Origin of the sequence: Providencia sp. PROV032 (genome assembly GCF_028484875.1) — a bacterium.
Taxonomy (GTDB): domain Bacteria; phylum Pseudomonadota; class Gammaproteobacteria; order Enterobacterales; family Enterobacteriaceae; genus Providencia; species Providencia rettgeri_E.
On record NZ_JAMPSX010000016.1, the window covers coordinates 44,606 to 57,512 of the forward strand.

At 39.1% G+C, this 12,907-nt stretch carries 14 protein-coding genes; 5 read left to right on the forward strand and 9 right to left on the reverse strand.

From position 1 onward, the window contains the following. Window positions 1-304: 304 nt before the first annotated feature. Window positions 305-955 (reverse strand): outer membrane protein OmpW, encoded by a 651-nt coding sequence (gene ompW / locus PSF42_RS11885; RefSeq protein WP_213912677.1) that lies wholly within the window; start codon window positions 953-955, stop codon window positions 305-307. A gap of 403 nt (window positions 956-1,358) precedes the next feature. On the opposite strand from ompW, the gene PSF42_RS11890 reads away from it, so the two are divergent. After that, complete coding sequence (locus PSF42_RS11890) at window positions 1,359-2,111, forward strand: YciC family protein (protein WP_125893107.1); 753 nt, start codon at window positions 1,359-1,361, stop codon at window positions 2,109-2,111. 54 nt (window positions 2,112-2,165) lie between these two features. Here the strand turns inward: PSF42_RS11890 and PSF42_RS11895 are convergent, their stop codons facing one another. Next, a complete protein-coding gene (locus PSF42_RS11895; RefSeq protein ID WP_272680067.1) occupies window positions 2,166-3,968 on the reverse strand; it encodes a SulP family inorganic anion transporter in 1,803 nt (600 codons plus the stop codon). Window positions 3,969-4,193: 225 nt separating this feature from the next. On the opposite strand from PSF42_RS11895, the gene PSF42_RS11900 reads away from it, so the two are divergent. After that, the gene (locus PSF42_RS11900) at window positions 4,194-4,751 is read left to right on the forward strand and encodes a septation protein A (protein ID WP_125893103.1); all 558 of its coding nucleotides are present in this window, start codon (window positions 4,194-4,196) and stop codon (window positions 4,749-4,751) included. A 57-nt stretch (window positions 4,752-4,808) separates the two neighbouring features. Here the strand turns inward: PSF42_RS11900 and PSF42_RS11905 are convergent, their stop codons facing one another. Then, window positions 4,809-5,006, reverse strand: coding sequence for a YqaE/Pmp3 family membrane protein (locus PSF42_RS11905; RefSeq protein ID WP_248466575.1), 198 nt, complete (start codon window positions 5,004-5,006; stop codon window positions 4,809-4,811). Between the two features lie 289 nt (window positions 5,007-5,295). Here PSF42_RS11905 and yciA point away from each other — a divergent pair, with 289 nt between their 5' ends. After that, window positions 5,296-5,730, forward strand: coding sequence for an acyl-CoA thioester hydrolase YciA (gene yciA, locus PSF42_RS11910; RefSeq protein WP_125893101.1), 435 nt, complete (start codon window positions 5,296-5,298; stop codon window positions 5,728-5,730). A gap of 82 nt (window positions 5,731-5,812) precedes the next feature. On the opposite strand, the gene PSF42_RS11915 is transcribed toward yciA, so the two are convergent. Both PSF42_RS11915 and PSF42_RS11920 read right to left on the reverse strand, forming a co-directional pair. Next, entirely contained in the window at window positions 5,813-6,538 is a 726-nt protein-coding gene (locus tag PSF42_RS11915) for a TonB family protein (protein WP_248466576.1), read from the reverse strand. Window positions 6,539-6,664: 126 nt separating this feature from the next. Then, the gene (locus PSF42_RS11920; protein ID WP_004254127.1) at window positions 6,665-6,838 is read right to left on the reverse strand and encodes a YciY family protein; all 174 of its coding nucleotides are present in this window, start codon (window positions 6,836-6,838) and stop codon (window positions 6,665-6,667) included. 289 nt (window positions 6,839-7,127) lie between these two features. Between PSF42_RS11920 and cls the strand changes: the two genes are divergently transcribed. Together cls and PSF42_RS11930 are read left to right on the forward strand one after the other, a co-directional pair. Continuing rightward, on the forward strand, window positions 7,128-8,588 hold the full coding sequence (gene cls, locus PSF42_RS11925; protein WP_125893097.1) for a cardiolipin synthase: 1,461 nt from the start codon (window positions 7,128-7,130) through the stop codon (window positions 8,586-8,588). Between the two features lie 22 nt (window positions 8,589-8,610). Next, window positions 8,611-8,943: an HI1450 family dsDNA-mimic protein gene (locus PSF42_RS11930; RefSeq protein ID WP_125893095.1), complete on the forward strand. Its 333-nt coding sequence runs from the start codon at window positions 8,611-8,613 to the stop codon at window positions 8,941-8,943. Between the two features lie 76 nt (window positions 8,944-9,019). Here PSF42_RS11930 and oppF read toward each other — a convergent pair whose 3' ends face one another. From oppF to oppB, 4 genes are read right to left on the reverse strand one after another with little or no spacing between them, the layout of a single operon-like run. Then, window positions 9,020-10,021, reverse strand: a complete 1,002-nt coding sequence (oppF, locus tag PSF42_RS11935; protein WP_004254119.1) for a murein tripeptide/oligopeptide ABC transporter ATP binding protein OppF — start codon at window positions 10,019-10,021, stop codon at window positions 9,020-9,022. Beyond that, a complete protein-coding gene (locus PSF42_RS11940) occupies window positions 10,018-11,007 on the reverse strand; it encodes an ABC transporter ATP-binding protein (RefSeq protein ID WP_125893092.1) in 990 nt (329 codons plus the stop codon). Before PSF42_RS11940 ends, oppF begins: the two co-directional genes overlap by 4 nt. A gap of 10 nt (window positions 11,008-11,017) precedes the next feature. Then, complete coding sequence (gene oppC / locus PSF42_RS11945) at window positions 11,018-11,926, reverse strand: oligopeptide ABC transporter permease OppC (protein ID WP_125893091.1); 909 nt, start codon at window positions 11,924-11,926, stop codon at window positions 11,018-11,020. Window positions 11,927-11,940: 14 nt separating this feature from the next. Further along, the gene (oppB, locus tag PSF42_RS11950) at window positions 11,941-12,861 is read right to left on the reverse strand and encodes an oligopeptide ABC transporter permease OppB (RefSeq protein WP_102138645.1); all 921 of its coding nucleotides are present in this window, start codon (window positions 12,859-12,861) and stop codon (window positions 11,941-11,943) included. Window positions 12,862-12,907 lie beyond the last annotated feature (46 nt).

Sequence of the window (12,907 nt, forward strand, 5' to 3'; positions counted from 1 at the left end):
CTCCTGTATTCAGTTTTTTTATTTCAAGGTAATTAGTCTCAATCTTTTATTATTTGTTATTATTTGCCCTAAATAGTGACAGCCAATAAGTACCTTTACTTTATTATCACTCTATAAAACCAATTATTATATTATAAACATCATTATCAATAATAATTGTTACTTTTATGATCGCTGACTATTAAATATATGTTTGACACTAATAAAAATTGAAAAATCCGAGAATACGAATATTCTCGGATTTCCTACTTCTCTCTAATCCTTCAGAATTCAGGTACTACCTGTATTGCGTCCTATCAAATTCTTAAAAACGGTAACCCGCACCGAACATAAATACAAATGGGTCTAAACGAGTATTCACTTTATACTGTTCACCACCTGCTTTAAATTTCACATCACTCTCAATATTCATCCACCAAAGAGAAGCGTTTAGCATCCAGTTATCAGTCAGCATGTAATCCATACCTGCTTGTGCTGCAAAGCCCCACGAGCTTGATAAATCTAGATCAGATAAGCCAGCTTCTTTCCCTGTTGAGTTAAATTTCTCATCAAAGAAGAAGGTATAGTTAACACCAGCACCTAAATAAGGGCGTAATTTATCTTCTTTACTACCAAAATAATACTGCGCCATTAATGTTGGTGGTAAATGTTTTACCGTTGCAATATTACCTGTAGGGCCTGTACCAACTTTATGTTCAAACGGAGTTGCTGCTAATAATTCAACACCAATATTATCAGTGATCATATACCCAAATGTTAAACCTAATTGAGTATTATTATTTGCATCAAAGGTACCTAAATTACCTAATCCATTAATTTTAACATCATCTCCTCCAACATTAGGTCTGACTGTTGCAGTACCCGCGCGGAAAAGAAAGTCGCCAGCTTCATGAGCAATAGAAATTGCTGGAGCTAAAGTTGCAGCAGCTAATACAAGCGCAGTGAGTTTTTTCATTATCAATCCCATTCCTGTTTTTTATTTTAGGAAAATATACCGTATTATTTAAATTGATGTTCAAATCAAGATCACATCTTTTGATAATTTATAGGTAAACCAATAAATGTCGCTTTATTATTTCATCTCTTATTTTTTTATTTTTGATTTAAATCAATTTTTAGAAAATAACTAACAAAATAAAAACTTGATTTCAAAATATATATATTTCCCCAGAAACTTAAATATATATTTAAAATGCAACTTAGATACTTCCACTTATTTTGGTTAATTAAATTGAACTTTTATATCCAATATATTTCCTTAACCTCCCGGTTTTTATTATCTTTCTCTACCTCTAGGCGTGATACTCGGTTACAATTGGGCTAAAATTTTGATCCCGTTTGTAGATAGGAGCAGTGTCATGTCCATTTCGGCCAACTCACTCATTAGTGATAGTATCAATTTCTTTAAAAATCAATTGAGTGGCCTTTTCACTATTGTGCTCTTAGCCACCGTAGTGAGCCTTGTGATCTATGCAGTGATGATCCCTAGTGAGCAGATGATAGCTGTTCTAGCACAAGCACAAAGTAAGATGATTGAATCCGGTAATACGGGCTTACAAGACTGGATTTTAAGTCTATCCGAAGAAGATAAAAGTAGTATATTACGCGTTTCTTTCGGGTTGATCCTTTCCGTCACTCTTGGAAGCTTATTCCTTATTTGTGGTACGTTATCCTATATCTCTGGTATGTCTCGCGGTGAAGAGATGACCGGGCTTCAGGCAATAACATCGTCACTGAACAAAGCACCATCTATGTTTCTTCTATTGGTTGTTTGCTCACTGCTTATCCAATTAGGCATCACAATTATGGTTCTACCTGGTATTGTACTCGCCATTGGTTTCTCCTTAGCACCAGCAATTTTAATCTCAGAAAGTACCAATTCATTCAGTGCGATGGGAAAAAGCTGGAAATTGGCCTATGCAAACTGGCGTGTTGTCTTACCGATGATTTTAATTTGGATGGCAGCTCAAATGCTTATCAGTGTGCTATTGGGCAACCTTAATATGAATCATATCCTTATTAATGGCATCTCTTTTCTACTCAATAATGTTGTAGCTGCATTCGCTTTAATTTACTTTTATCGTTTATATATGTTAGTCACTAAAAATTAATCTAACCCATAAAACAGAAAGGTATCAAAAGGTACCTTTCTATTTATGTTATTTCTAAGAGTTATCTGAAAGAATTTCCGTTGGTGTAATTTGATTTTCACCGTCATGCTCTAATATATTTGAATCCCTTTGGTACTCTTGTGCTTTTCTTTCCTCAACACATTTCATTTGGATTTGTTGCTTACTTTGAATTAAACGAATAGCAAAATAAATATCCGGTACTACTAATAGGTCATCATCTGAACGATTGATTTTATTTTGTTCTAACCAGCGATTTAGCGAAGTTCTACGCCCTGCTAATACCAAAGTTACCCCTTTGGCTTTCAAAGACGTTACAATGTCATTCAATGTAGAAAAGACGCTCACATCATTATGCGTAAAACTGACGGCAGCATCCACAATCACCCAAGCAGGTCTTTTTCGTTGATTATCTATATGTTTATTCAATCGCTCTTTAAAGTAATTCACATTAAAATAAGTGAGGGGAGAATTGAATCGATAAATCAGGACGCCATCGACTTCCTGAATATTATTTTCGGATGTCATAGAATGAAGCATACCATGTTCATCAACACCTAATAATTGGTCTGTTGGCCTAAATATGACTCGGATAAACTGCAACAAACCCAGTAGAACAGCTAAGCCGACACCACTGATCAAACCAACCACCAGCACTGCACATAATGTAAAAATACATAAGAAAAAAGCTTCTCTATTGCGTTTGCGCATTGATAAAATGCTACGAAAACTAAGCAATGAATAAGTCGAAATAATTAAAACCATCCCTAAAGCAGCCATAGGGATATATTCCAATAAATTCACAGAAAAAAGTAAAACCGCTAAAATTGTTACCGCCGCAACGAGAGAAACCAATTGTGTTTTCCCTCCCATCATATCATTAACCGCTGTGCGGCTACTCGCAGCACTAACTGCGAATCCCTGGCCAAAAGCAGAAGCAATATTTGCCATCCCTAACGCTCTTAATTCTTGGTCTGCATCGACGGTATAACCATTTTTGCTTGCAAAACTGCGAGCCGTCATCATAAAACTGACAAAGCTAATCACGGCTAAGTTTAATGATGGAATAACGAGGTCTCGGAGTAAGCTCGGTGGAAAATCAGGCATTGGTATATGGGGTAGCCCTTCACCTAAATCCCCTACTGTGCTAATACCATATTGCTCAAGATTAAATAAAATACTTGCCGCTGTTGCCAAAACCATTGCAATTAATAAAGATGGCCACTTACTACGTACTCGCTTAATCACTAAGGTAATCACCAATGTCACAATAGCAAGGAATAATGTTGGAATATGTGTTTCTACTATCGCTAATGGAAAAGCTATTAATCGCTCAATAAACCCTGAAGGTAAGGTCGTAATACCAAATATTTTACTAATTTGACTAACGATGATCGTGAGAGCAACCCCATTTAATAAACCTTGCAATATTGGTCTAGATAAAAAATCGGCAAAAGTCCCTAAACGAAATCTTGCAGCAATCAAACACCAAATCCCAGTCATAAAACTCATGACAATAATCAGCTGCCAACGAACAGTTTCGTCTCCCATTGCGAGTGGAGCAACTGCAGCTGCAATCACCGCACATGTTGCGGCATCAGGCCCAATAATTAATTGCTTCGACGTGCCAAACAGCGCATAGAAAAACATAGGTAAAATACATGAATATAATCCAACAATTGCATTCACCCCCATTAATTCGGCATAGGCAATAGCAACAGGTAAAGCAACCGCAGCGACAGACAACCCTGCTTTAACATCAGGGCCTAGGTCTGTACGTTGATAGTTAAACAGTGTTTTTAAACCTGGCATCCAGACAAATAGCCTTGCCTTTATCATGGGAGAAAAGCACCTATAAATTAGTAAGTTAAATTATTTTCCATACTATATATATCCGAACTAATAAAGTTTATCTAGAAGTAAGTCAAATAATCGTAAAATAGTGCAAATATGATTGGTAACAAAGCATGTTTATTGGTAAAAAGGTGCAAACTTTTAACAATTAAAGCCAAAATCGGTTAAACTAGTCTATTACCTTTACGTTGAGGCGCTGCATTCACTGTTATGAAACAACTTATTGATTTTATTCCTTTGATAATCTTTTTTATTGTCTATAAAAGATACGATATTTTCTATGCGAGTGGTGCTTTAATGGTTACCACTCCTTTGGCGTTATTAGCAACTTATCTTATCTATAAGAAAGTTGAAAAAGTTGCAAAAATTACCTGTGCAATCGTGATGGGCTTTGCTGCCTTAACGCTTATTTTCCATAGTGATGCATTTATTAAGTGGAAAGTCACTATTATCTATGGTGCATTCGCTGGTGCATTACTCTTTAGCCAATGGTTTACTGAAAAGCCTTTAATTCAGCGAATGTTAGGTAGTAACCAAGAAATAAAATTAGCCGATAGTTATTGGATAAAACTCAATAGTGCATGGGCTATTTTCTTTATTTTCTGCGCATTGCTGAATATTTACGTTGCTTTCTGGATGGCTCAAGATATCTGGGTCAATTTCAAAGTCTTTGGTCTGACAGCAGGAACATTAATATTTACAGTACTGAGTGTGGTCTATATTTTTAAAAATATGGTTAAAGAGCCCGCAGAAAAACACGAAGAATAATTAAAAATAGTGTTAAAAACCTGCTAATACACATTGATTAGCAGGTTTTTTTATATCTTAATAACGTTTTTCACCAAATGCTTTTTCAATTTTTTTATCTGTATTGTACTGTGATAGCGCATATACCGACCAAATGGCAGCGGGTAACCAACCAATAAGGGTGATCTGTAAAATTAAGCAAATGATCCCAGCAAAAGGACGCCCTATCGTAAAAAATTGCAACCAAGGTAATAATATTGCCAATAACAATCTCATTTCATACCTCTAAGTAAATAAATAAATTTCATACTATTGAGTATAGCCAATTCAATCAATTGACTAAATATAAAAAACACTTCTTGCTTTTTCTTTGCAAAAATTGATCTTATTGCCAAGTTTAAAACCCGTTTATCAGCAATGGCTACTCTATTTATCTTATTTTTGCAGCAATTCAATTAAATAGCTATTATCAATCAATAACTGAGTAGTTCCGGTTTACTATTGCATATGTAATTTGTTATAAATGCAAAATCAAAAGTAATAACCCTTTTAATACGAGTCAGATATGCAATTGCCGAACGGTGAGTTAGTTTTACGTACATTAGCCATGCCTGCAGATACTAATGCAAATGGTGATATTTTTGGCGGCTGGTTGATGTCACAAATGGATATAGGTGGCGCTATCTTAGCAAAAGAGATTGCGCTAGGACGCGTGGTCACTGTGGCGGTAAACGGTATTAAATTTCAAAAGCCCGTTGCCGTAGGCGATGTTGTTTGTTGCTATGCACGCTGTTTAAAAACGGGGAAAAGCTCAATTACCATTAATATTGAGGTTTGGGTAAAAAAAGTCGCAACGGAGCCTGTTGGCCAACGTTACCGTGCTACTGATGCGATATTTACTTATGTCGCAGTTAATGATGATAGTACTTCACGTTCATTACCCAAAGAAAAACAACATTTTCAGTTAGCAAGTTCAGATCAAAAAACTAACGAAGCCTAAGTTTTTGCTCCATTCATTATGTAAAAAACAAAAAGCACCATCATCGCTGTGGTGCTTTTTTTGTACAGACTGATTATAACCATTAGACTTGGCTAACAGTGCCATCCAATTTGAAATAAATTTCAGTCACGTAGCCTTTTGCCGGTTGCTTTTCAAAAGTCCAACGGTTCATTGCGCGTTTCACGTCTCGCTCAAACAGCCCTTTAGGTGTAGCTTCAACAAATTCAATATTTGTCACTCGGCCATCATCATTAATGTCATAGCGAACTTTCACATACCCTTCTTTACCTAAACGACGCGCACGTTCTGAATAAGCAGGAGCTTGTTTATGCAGAGCCCTCGGGCCGCCTTTCTTAGTCGATTGACTATTACTTGCCCCTGTATTATTTGCAGTCTTGATAGGGCTATTATTCGTTTTAGGTGCAATGACGTCTGATTTCAGATTGTTCATGGCCAGCTGCTTCTCAACGGGCTTAACATCTTCTTTAATTTTTTTCTTTTCTTCCTGTTTTGGTTTTGGCTTAGGTTTTTTCTTCACCTCAGGCTTTTTCTTAGGCAGTGCAATGACCGGTTCAACTACCGGTTCAGGTTCTGGCTCAATAACAGGTTCAGGTTCTGGCTCTACCGGTGTTTCAACCTGTTCAACGGGCTCAGAAGCGGCTTCAGGGGCGGCAAAAGAAACCATAGCAATCGTCAATGGCTCCGGGTCTCTAACCAAGTTTGGTTGATTAAAAATCCATGCCATCGCAAGGCCCGCATGAATAGATAATGAAATGACGATTATTAAAGTCCAACGCATCCAACGCATATGCAATTTCTACCCTACACCTGTCTACCAAAAAGAATATGACTGATAGTTTAAATGCAAATAGCAATCATATTCAATAAGGTTTGTCATACAAAGTGAAAAATGTGAGTGTACGCTGTAATAACCTTACTCAATCCATTGAGTAAAAAGCAGGGAATGCCGACGATGGTAAATATCAATTTTACGCATTGCATAGATGCGCATGTTTCGCCTAGAATGCCCTTCTAACCAGCGTCTACGGCGACGTAGGGATTGTCTTAACATACGCCAACGCCCTACTTCATGCCTACTACGTCTCATTTAATCGTGTCCTTTTATTGTCTAAAAATTAGTGGAAAAAAATATTATATTCCTTTGAAAAAAAGAACCAAGAGGAAGTTTTTCTGTCGGCTTAGCACGCTTCCTTTGATTTCATCAAGGTAATATCAATTTAAGAAACTATTATTTCCTAACGAATTCCTCTATTTCACAAAGCTTTTACTGCAAAATTTTGCTAAATTCTATTAAGTTGATATTTTGCTAACAGTTTTTTTAGCTAAATTATCTTTTTCCGAACCTTTTTTCTTATTAGTGAGGCATCTGACCCGTTATGGCAACCGTCTATACACTTATGAGTTGGCTTTTGTTCTTCCTATATTGGCTAATTATTGCAGCAATTACCGTCCGCATTTTAGTCAAAAGAAGGCCTGTCACCTCAGCCATGACATGGCTCCTGATCATTTATATTCTGCCATTAGTCGGAATTATTGCATATATTGCCTTCGGTGAGCTTCACCTTGGTAAACGCCGGGTTGATAAAGCGCGTGACATGTGGCCTTCTGTCGCTACTTGGTTAGAAAATTTACGGAATTCAAAACATATCTTTGCCACTGATAACAGCCCTGTTGCTGAGCCATTATTTCAGTTAATTGAAAAGCGCCAAGGCATTGCTGGGGTTAAAGGTAATAGAATTCAACTTCTAACCACTTGTGAAGATTCATTAAAAGCGATTGTCAATGATATCAACAATGCTCAGCACTCGATTGAAATGGTGTTCTATATTTGGCAGCCTGGTGGTTTAGTCGATGGGGTTACCGAAGCATTACTCAACGCCGCTAAACGGGGGGTTAAGTGCCGAATTATGGTGGACTCCGCGGGAAGTTGGCATTTTTTCCGTAGCGATTACCCTGAAAAAATGCGCGCGGCAGGTATTGAATTTATAGAATCGCTAAAAGTTAATTTGATGCGTTTCTTCTTGCGTCGAATGGATTTACGTCAACACCGTAAAATAGTCGTTATCGATAACTATATTTCATATACAGGCAGTATGAATATGGTTGACCCGCGTTATTTTAAACAAGATGCAGGGGTTGGCGAATGGGTTGATATTTTAGTGCGGATGGAAGGCCCTGTGAGTACCACATTAGGCATTGTGTATGCTTTTGACTGGGAAATGGAAACTGGCCAACGCGTACTTCCACCACCGCCTGACAGTAATATTATGCCTTTTGAACAAGCGAATGGGCATACAACTCAAATTATCGCCTCAGGCCCAGGTTTCCCTGATGAGTTGATTCAACAGTCGCTGATGACTGCAATGTTCTCTGCACGCAAACAACTGATCATGACTACCCCTTATTTTGTGCCTAGCGATGACCTTTTGCATGCAATTTGTACAGCAGCAATGCGGGGTGTCGATGTTAGTATTATTATGCCAAGGCAAAATGACTCATTCCTTGTTCGCTGGGCAAGCCGCTCATTTTATAGTGAATTATTAGCTGCTGGCGTTAAAATTTACCAATTTGAAGATGGCTTATTGCACACCAAGAGCGTATTGGTTGATGGTGAGCTTAGCCTTGTCGGCTCAGTGAATCTTGATATGCGTAGCTTATGGCTCAATTTTGAAATCACCGTAGTCATTGATGATAAAAGTTTTGGTAGCGATCTCACGCTAGTTCAGTATGATTATATTGCACGTTCAACGCGTTTAGAAATCGAAGAGTGGGAACAACGCCCATTCTGGAACCGCGTTGTTGAGCGCATTTGCTACTTCTTTAGCCCATTGTTATAAATTAAGTTAATTAGGAAAGGTCATGACTGAAATACAAAACACACCTTTAATCGATGAAGATGACATCATTGAAATGGCTTATGACCTTTTTCTTGACGGAGCAATGGATAATTTAGAGCCCGCTGACCAATTAATTTTTGCTTTGCAGTTTGAAGAGTTAGGTGCCGCAGAAATTGTTCCTGTTACCCTTAATTGGCAAGAGATGATTACCGAAGAGCTTGATTTAAACCAATTAAGTGAGGTGGTTATTGGGTTAGCTCAAAGCCCTGACGCCGAATTAGACGATATTTTTGCTCGCGTATTAATTAGCCGCCACCCTTCTAAACCATTTCACCATATTTTTTGGAAGAAGTAGTTGATTAAAAGGGACGTTTCGTCCCTTTTAGATTAATTAAAGCAAAAGCCCCCTTTTGACCATCATGAGAAAACCATTACAGTGGGTCAATTTTCAAACAAGACACCGCATGTTTAAAGCTTCCTTCTAATAACGGCCTTGTTTTTGCACACTCTTCATCTGCTAATGGGCAACGAGTTCTAAATACACAACCTGAAGGTGGGTTAATTGGCGATGGCAATTCACCTTCTAAAAGCTCTATTACCTTATTTTTTTCTTTATCAGGATCAGGAACAGGCACAGCTGACATCAATGCGCGTGTATAAGGGTGTAAGGGATTATTATATACCTCATCATAGGTACCAAGTTCCACAGCATGTCCCAAATACATCACTAATACACGGTCAGAAATATGCTTAACAACCGCCAAGTCGTGCGCAATAAAGATCAGCGACAATTTCATTTCACGTTGTAACTCTTGCAATAAATTAACAACTTGTGCTTGAATTGACACATCTAATGCAGAAACTGGCTCATCGCAAATCACGAGTTTAGGTTCTAAAATCAATGCTCTTGCGATACCGATACGCTGGCATTGCCCCCCCGAAAACTCATGGGGATAGCGGTTAATCAAATTAGGTAATAAGCCAACCCGCATCATCATTTTTTTCACTTTTTCTGTGATTTGTGATGGTGGCATTTTAGGATGATAGGTTTTTAATGGCTCTGCGATAATATCACCGATGGTCATTCGCGGATTAAGCGAAGCCAGTGGATCTTGGAAAATCATTTGGATATCGCTGCGAACGCTACGCCACTCTTTATCAGTTTTACCTAATAAATTCTGCCCAAGCCAACTTACCGTACCATCCGTTGCTTTCACTAACCCAATGAGTGCCCGAGCAAAAGTGGATTTACCACACCCTGATTCCCCGACGACACCTAATGTTTCACCTTCATATAAACGCAGTGTTACACCGTCTACTGCTTTAAGGCTTTTATTTGGTTGCCAAAACCACTGTTTTTTATCTCGGATCTCAAAGTGGACTTTAAGGTCATTCACTTCTAACAATACCGGTCGATTTTCATGAGTACTCATACCAACTCCTCCAGCGGCTTAAAGCAGGCACGTAACCGAGTTTGACCAAATGTGGTTAATGCAGGTTCTTGGTCAATACATTGCTGAACCGCATATTGGCAACGAGGTGAAAATGGACAGCCTTTGGGTAAACGTAGTAAATTAGGCGGGTTACCGGGAATGGTAGCTAAACTCTCATCATCACCATCAAGGCGCGGAACAGCAGCTAACAAACCAAGTGAATATGGATGAGATGGGTGATAAAAGATGTCTTTAGCGGTACCGTACTCCATCGTGCGTCCCGCATACATCACGAGGACTTTATCACATACCCCTGCGACGACCCCAAGGTCATGGGTGATCAAAATAATCGCCGTATCAAACTCATGTTTTAACTCATTGAGCAACGTCATGATTTGCGCTTGTACTGTCACATCAAGTGCAGTCGTGGGTTCATCAGCAATTAACAATTTTGGTTGGCATAACAATGCCATTGCTATCATGACTCGCTGCCTCATACCTCCTGAAAATTCATGTGGATACATATTCATCCGCTTACGTGCTTCTGGCATTTTAACGGCATCTAACATCCGAACTGACTCTTCGAAAGCCGCTCTTTTACTCATGCCCTTATGTAACATGAGCACTTCCGACAGTTGAGTACCAATTTTCAAATACGGATTCAATGATGTCATTGGGTCTTGGAAAATCATTGAAATCTCTTCCGCACGCATACGGTTTAATTCTTTTTCTCTTAAGTTCAAAATCTCACGGCCATTAAACATGGCTGAGCCATTAATCTTGCCATTTTTGGCGAGTAAGCCCATGAGAGCAAACGCGGTTTGTGATTTTCCTGAACCTGATTCGCCAACAATGCCAAGCGTTTCCCCAGCACTTAGCTCAAAATTCAATTTATTCACTGCCGTCACATCACCATCTTGGGTCGCGAATGTCACACTGAGATCATTCACGGATAACAGAGGGCTTTTCATTGAGTTATTTAACATATTATTCCCTCTAGCGATCTTTCGGGTCGAGCGCATCACGCAGCCCATCACCGATAAAGTTAAAACAAAATAGCGTGATGACTAAAAAACCAGCAGGGATCAATAACAACCACGGAGTGACTTCCATTGAGTTCGCCCCATCACTTAATAAAGCCCCCCAACTACTTAACGGTTCTTGTGTCCCTAAGCCTAAAAAGCTTAAGAATGATTCAAACAAAATCATACTTGGAACTAATAGTGAAGCGTATACCACGACCACCCCTAAAACGTTAGGGACAATATGTCGCAGAATAATCTGCCGCGTACTCACACCACAAACAAGCGCTGCTTCAATAAATTCTTTACGCTTTAATCCAAGTGTTTGCCCGCGAACAATACGCGCCATATCCAACCATGACACCATTCCTATCGCCACAAATATCAGTAAAATATTGGTACCAAACAATGTGACTAATAGGATCACAAAAAACATAAATGGGAAGGAGTTTAAAATTTCTAATATACGCATCATGATGGAATCCACTTTTCCACCTACATAGCCAGCTAATGAACCGTACAAAGTCCCTACTACCACAGCGACTAGTGCCGCAGCCACCCCAACCATTAAGGAAATTCGCCCACCGATGGCAACACGCACTAATAGATCTCGGCCTGAAGCATCGGTACCAAAATAATGTCCACTGACCATATCAGGAGGCATTGACATCATTTCCCAATCGGTATCGTCGTACAAAAAAGGCGACAACATGGGCGCAAAAATGACAAACAACGTAATTAAAAACAAGACACATAAGCTGAAAATGGCCGCACGGTTGTGCATAAAACGGCGCCGGGCATCTTGCCATAAACTGCGCCCTTCAATATCGAGCTGCTCTGAAAAGTTCGCCAGAGCTTCACTATTTTTCTGGTTCGATAGCATCGTGTTTCTCCGACTTAGTAACGAATTTTAGGGTCAATAACGGCATACAAAACATCGACAATCGCATTAAATGCAATTGTCAGTACCCCAACTAAAATTGTTAAGCTCAATACCAGCGAATAATCACGATTAAGTGCTCCGTTAACAAAGAGTTGGCCGATCCCCGGTAACCCAAAAATGGTTTCAATGACCATTGACCCTGTAATTATCCCTACAAAGGCGGGGCCCATATAGGAAAGCACAGGAAGCAACGCAGGTTTAAGGGCATGGCGTAAAATGATAGTTCTTAGTGGTAACCCTTTTGCACGGGCAGTACGAATAAAATTAGAATGCATAATTTCGATCATCGAACCGCGTGTAATACGGGAAATACTCGCAATATACGCTAATGAAAGCGCAACCATGGGCAGAACCATATGTTTTAGGTTCCCGCCATCCCATCCACCACCAGGGAACCATTTCAAGTGAATGGCAAAAATCAGCACCAATAACGGTGCCACAACAAAGCTTGGAATAACAACCCCCGTCATGGCAAACCCCATGACTGTAAAGTCCCATTTGGTATTTTGGTTGAGTGCGGCTATCACCCCGGCAGATACCCCAAATAAAACAGCAACAATAAACGCGGTTGCCCCTAATTTTGCAGAAACAGGAAATGCTTTAGCCACTAAATCATTCACACTGTAGTCTTTGTACTTAAATGAGGGTCCGAAGTCACCTTTTGAAAGCTGAATTAAATAATTAAAGTACTGCTTATACATTGGGTCATTTAGATGATATTTAGCTTCAATATTTGCCATCACTTCCGGTGGCAATTTCCGCTCGCCAGTGAATGGGCTCCCCGGTGCTAATCGCATCATGAAAAACGAAATGGTAATCAGAACCAAAAGAGTCGGAATGGCTTCTAACAACCGACGAAAAATAAATTTCAACATCGCTCTTTCCTACTTCTATTGCCCAAATAGGCGAATATCTGGCCCC

Bases quoted from the DNA above. Each gene is read 5' to 3' on its own strand.
- PSF42_RS11920 (WP_004254127.1), bottom strand. From the start codon at position 6,838: ATGAGACGTAGTAGGCATGAAGTAGGGCGTTGGCGTATGTTAAGACAA.
- oppF (WP_004254119.1), bottom strand. From the start codon at position 10,021: ATGAGTACTCATGAAAATCGACCGGTATTGTTAGAAGTGAATGACCTT.
- PSF42_RS11940 (WP_125893092.1), bottom strand. From the start codon at position 11,007: ATGTTAAATAACTCAATGAAAAGCCCTCTGTTATCCGTGAATGATCTC.
- PSF42_RS11915 (WP_248466576.1), bottom strand. From the start codon at position 6,538: ATGCGTTGGATGCGTTGGACTTTAATAATCGTCATTTCATTATCTATT.
- ompW (WP_213912677.1), bottom strand. From the start codon at position 955: ATGAAAAAACTCACTGCGCTTGTATTAGCTGCTGCAACTTTAGCTCCA.
- PSF42_RS11890 (WP_125893107.1), top strand. From the start codon at position 1,359: ATGTCCATTTCGGCCAACTCACTCATTAGTGATAGTATCAATTTCTTT.
- oppC (WP_125893091.1), bottom strand. From the start codon at position 11,926: ATGCTATCGAACCAGAAAAATAGTGAAGCTCTGGCGAACTTTTCAGAG.
- yciA (WP_125893101.1), top strand. From the start codon at position 5,296: ATGCAATTGCCGAACGGTGAGTTAGTTTTACGTACATTAGCCATGCCT.
- PSF42_RS11905 (WP_248466575.1), bottom strand. From the start codon at position 5,006: ATGAGATTGTTATTGGCAATATTATTACCTTGGTTGCAATTTTTTACG.
- PSF42_RS11930 (WP_125893095.1), top strand. From the start codon at position 8,611: ATGACTGAAATACAAAACACACCTTTAATCGATGAAGATGACATCATT.
- PSF42_RS11895 (WP_272680067.1), bottom strand. From the start codon at position 3,968: ATGATAAAGGCAAGGCTATTTGTCTGGATGCCAGGTTTAAAAACACTG.
- PSF42_RS11900 (WP_125893103.1), top strand. From the start codon at position 4,194: ATGAAACAACTTATTGATTTTATTCCTTTGATAATCTTTTTTATTGTC.
- oppB (WP_102138645.1), bottom strand. From the start codon at position 12,861: ATGTTGAAATTTATTTTTCGTCGGTTGTTAGAAGCCATTCCGACTCTT.
- cls (WP_125893097.1), top strand. From the start codon at position 7,128: ATGGCAACCGTCTATACACTTATGAGTTGGCTTTTGTTCTTCCTATAT.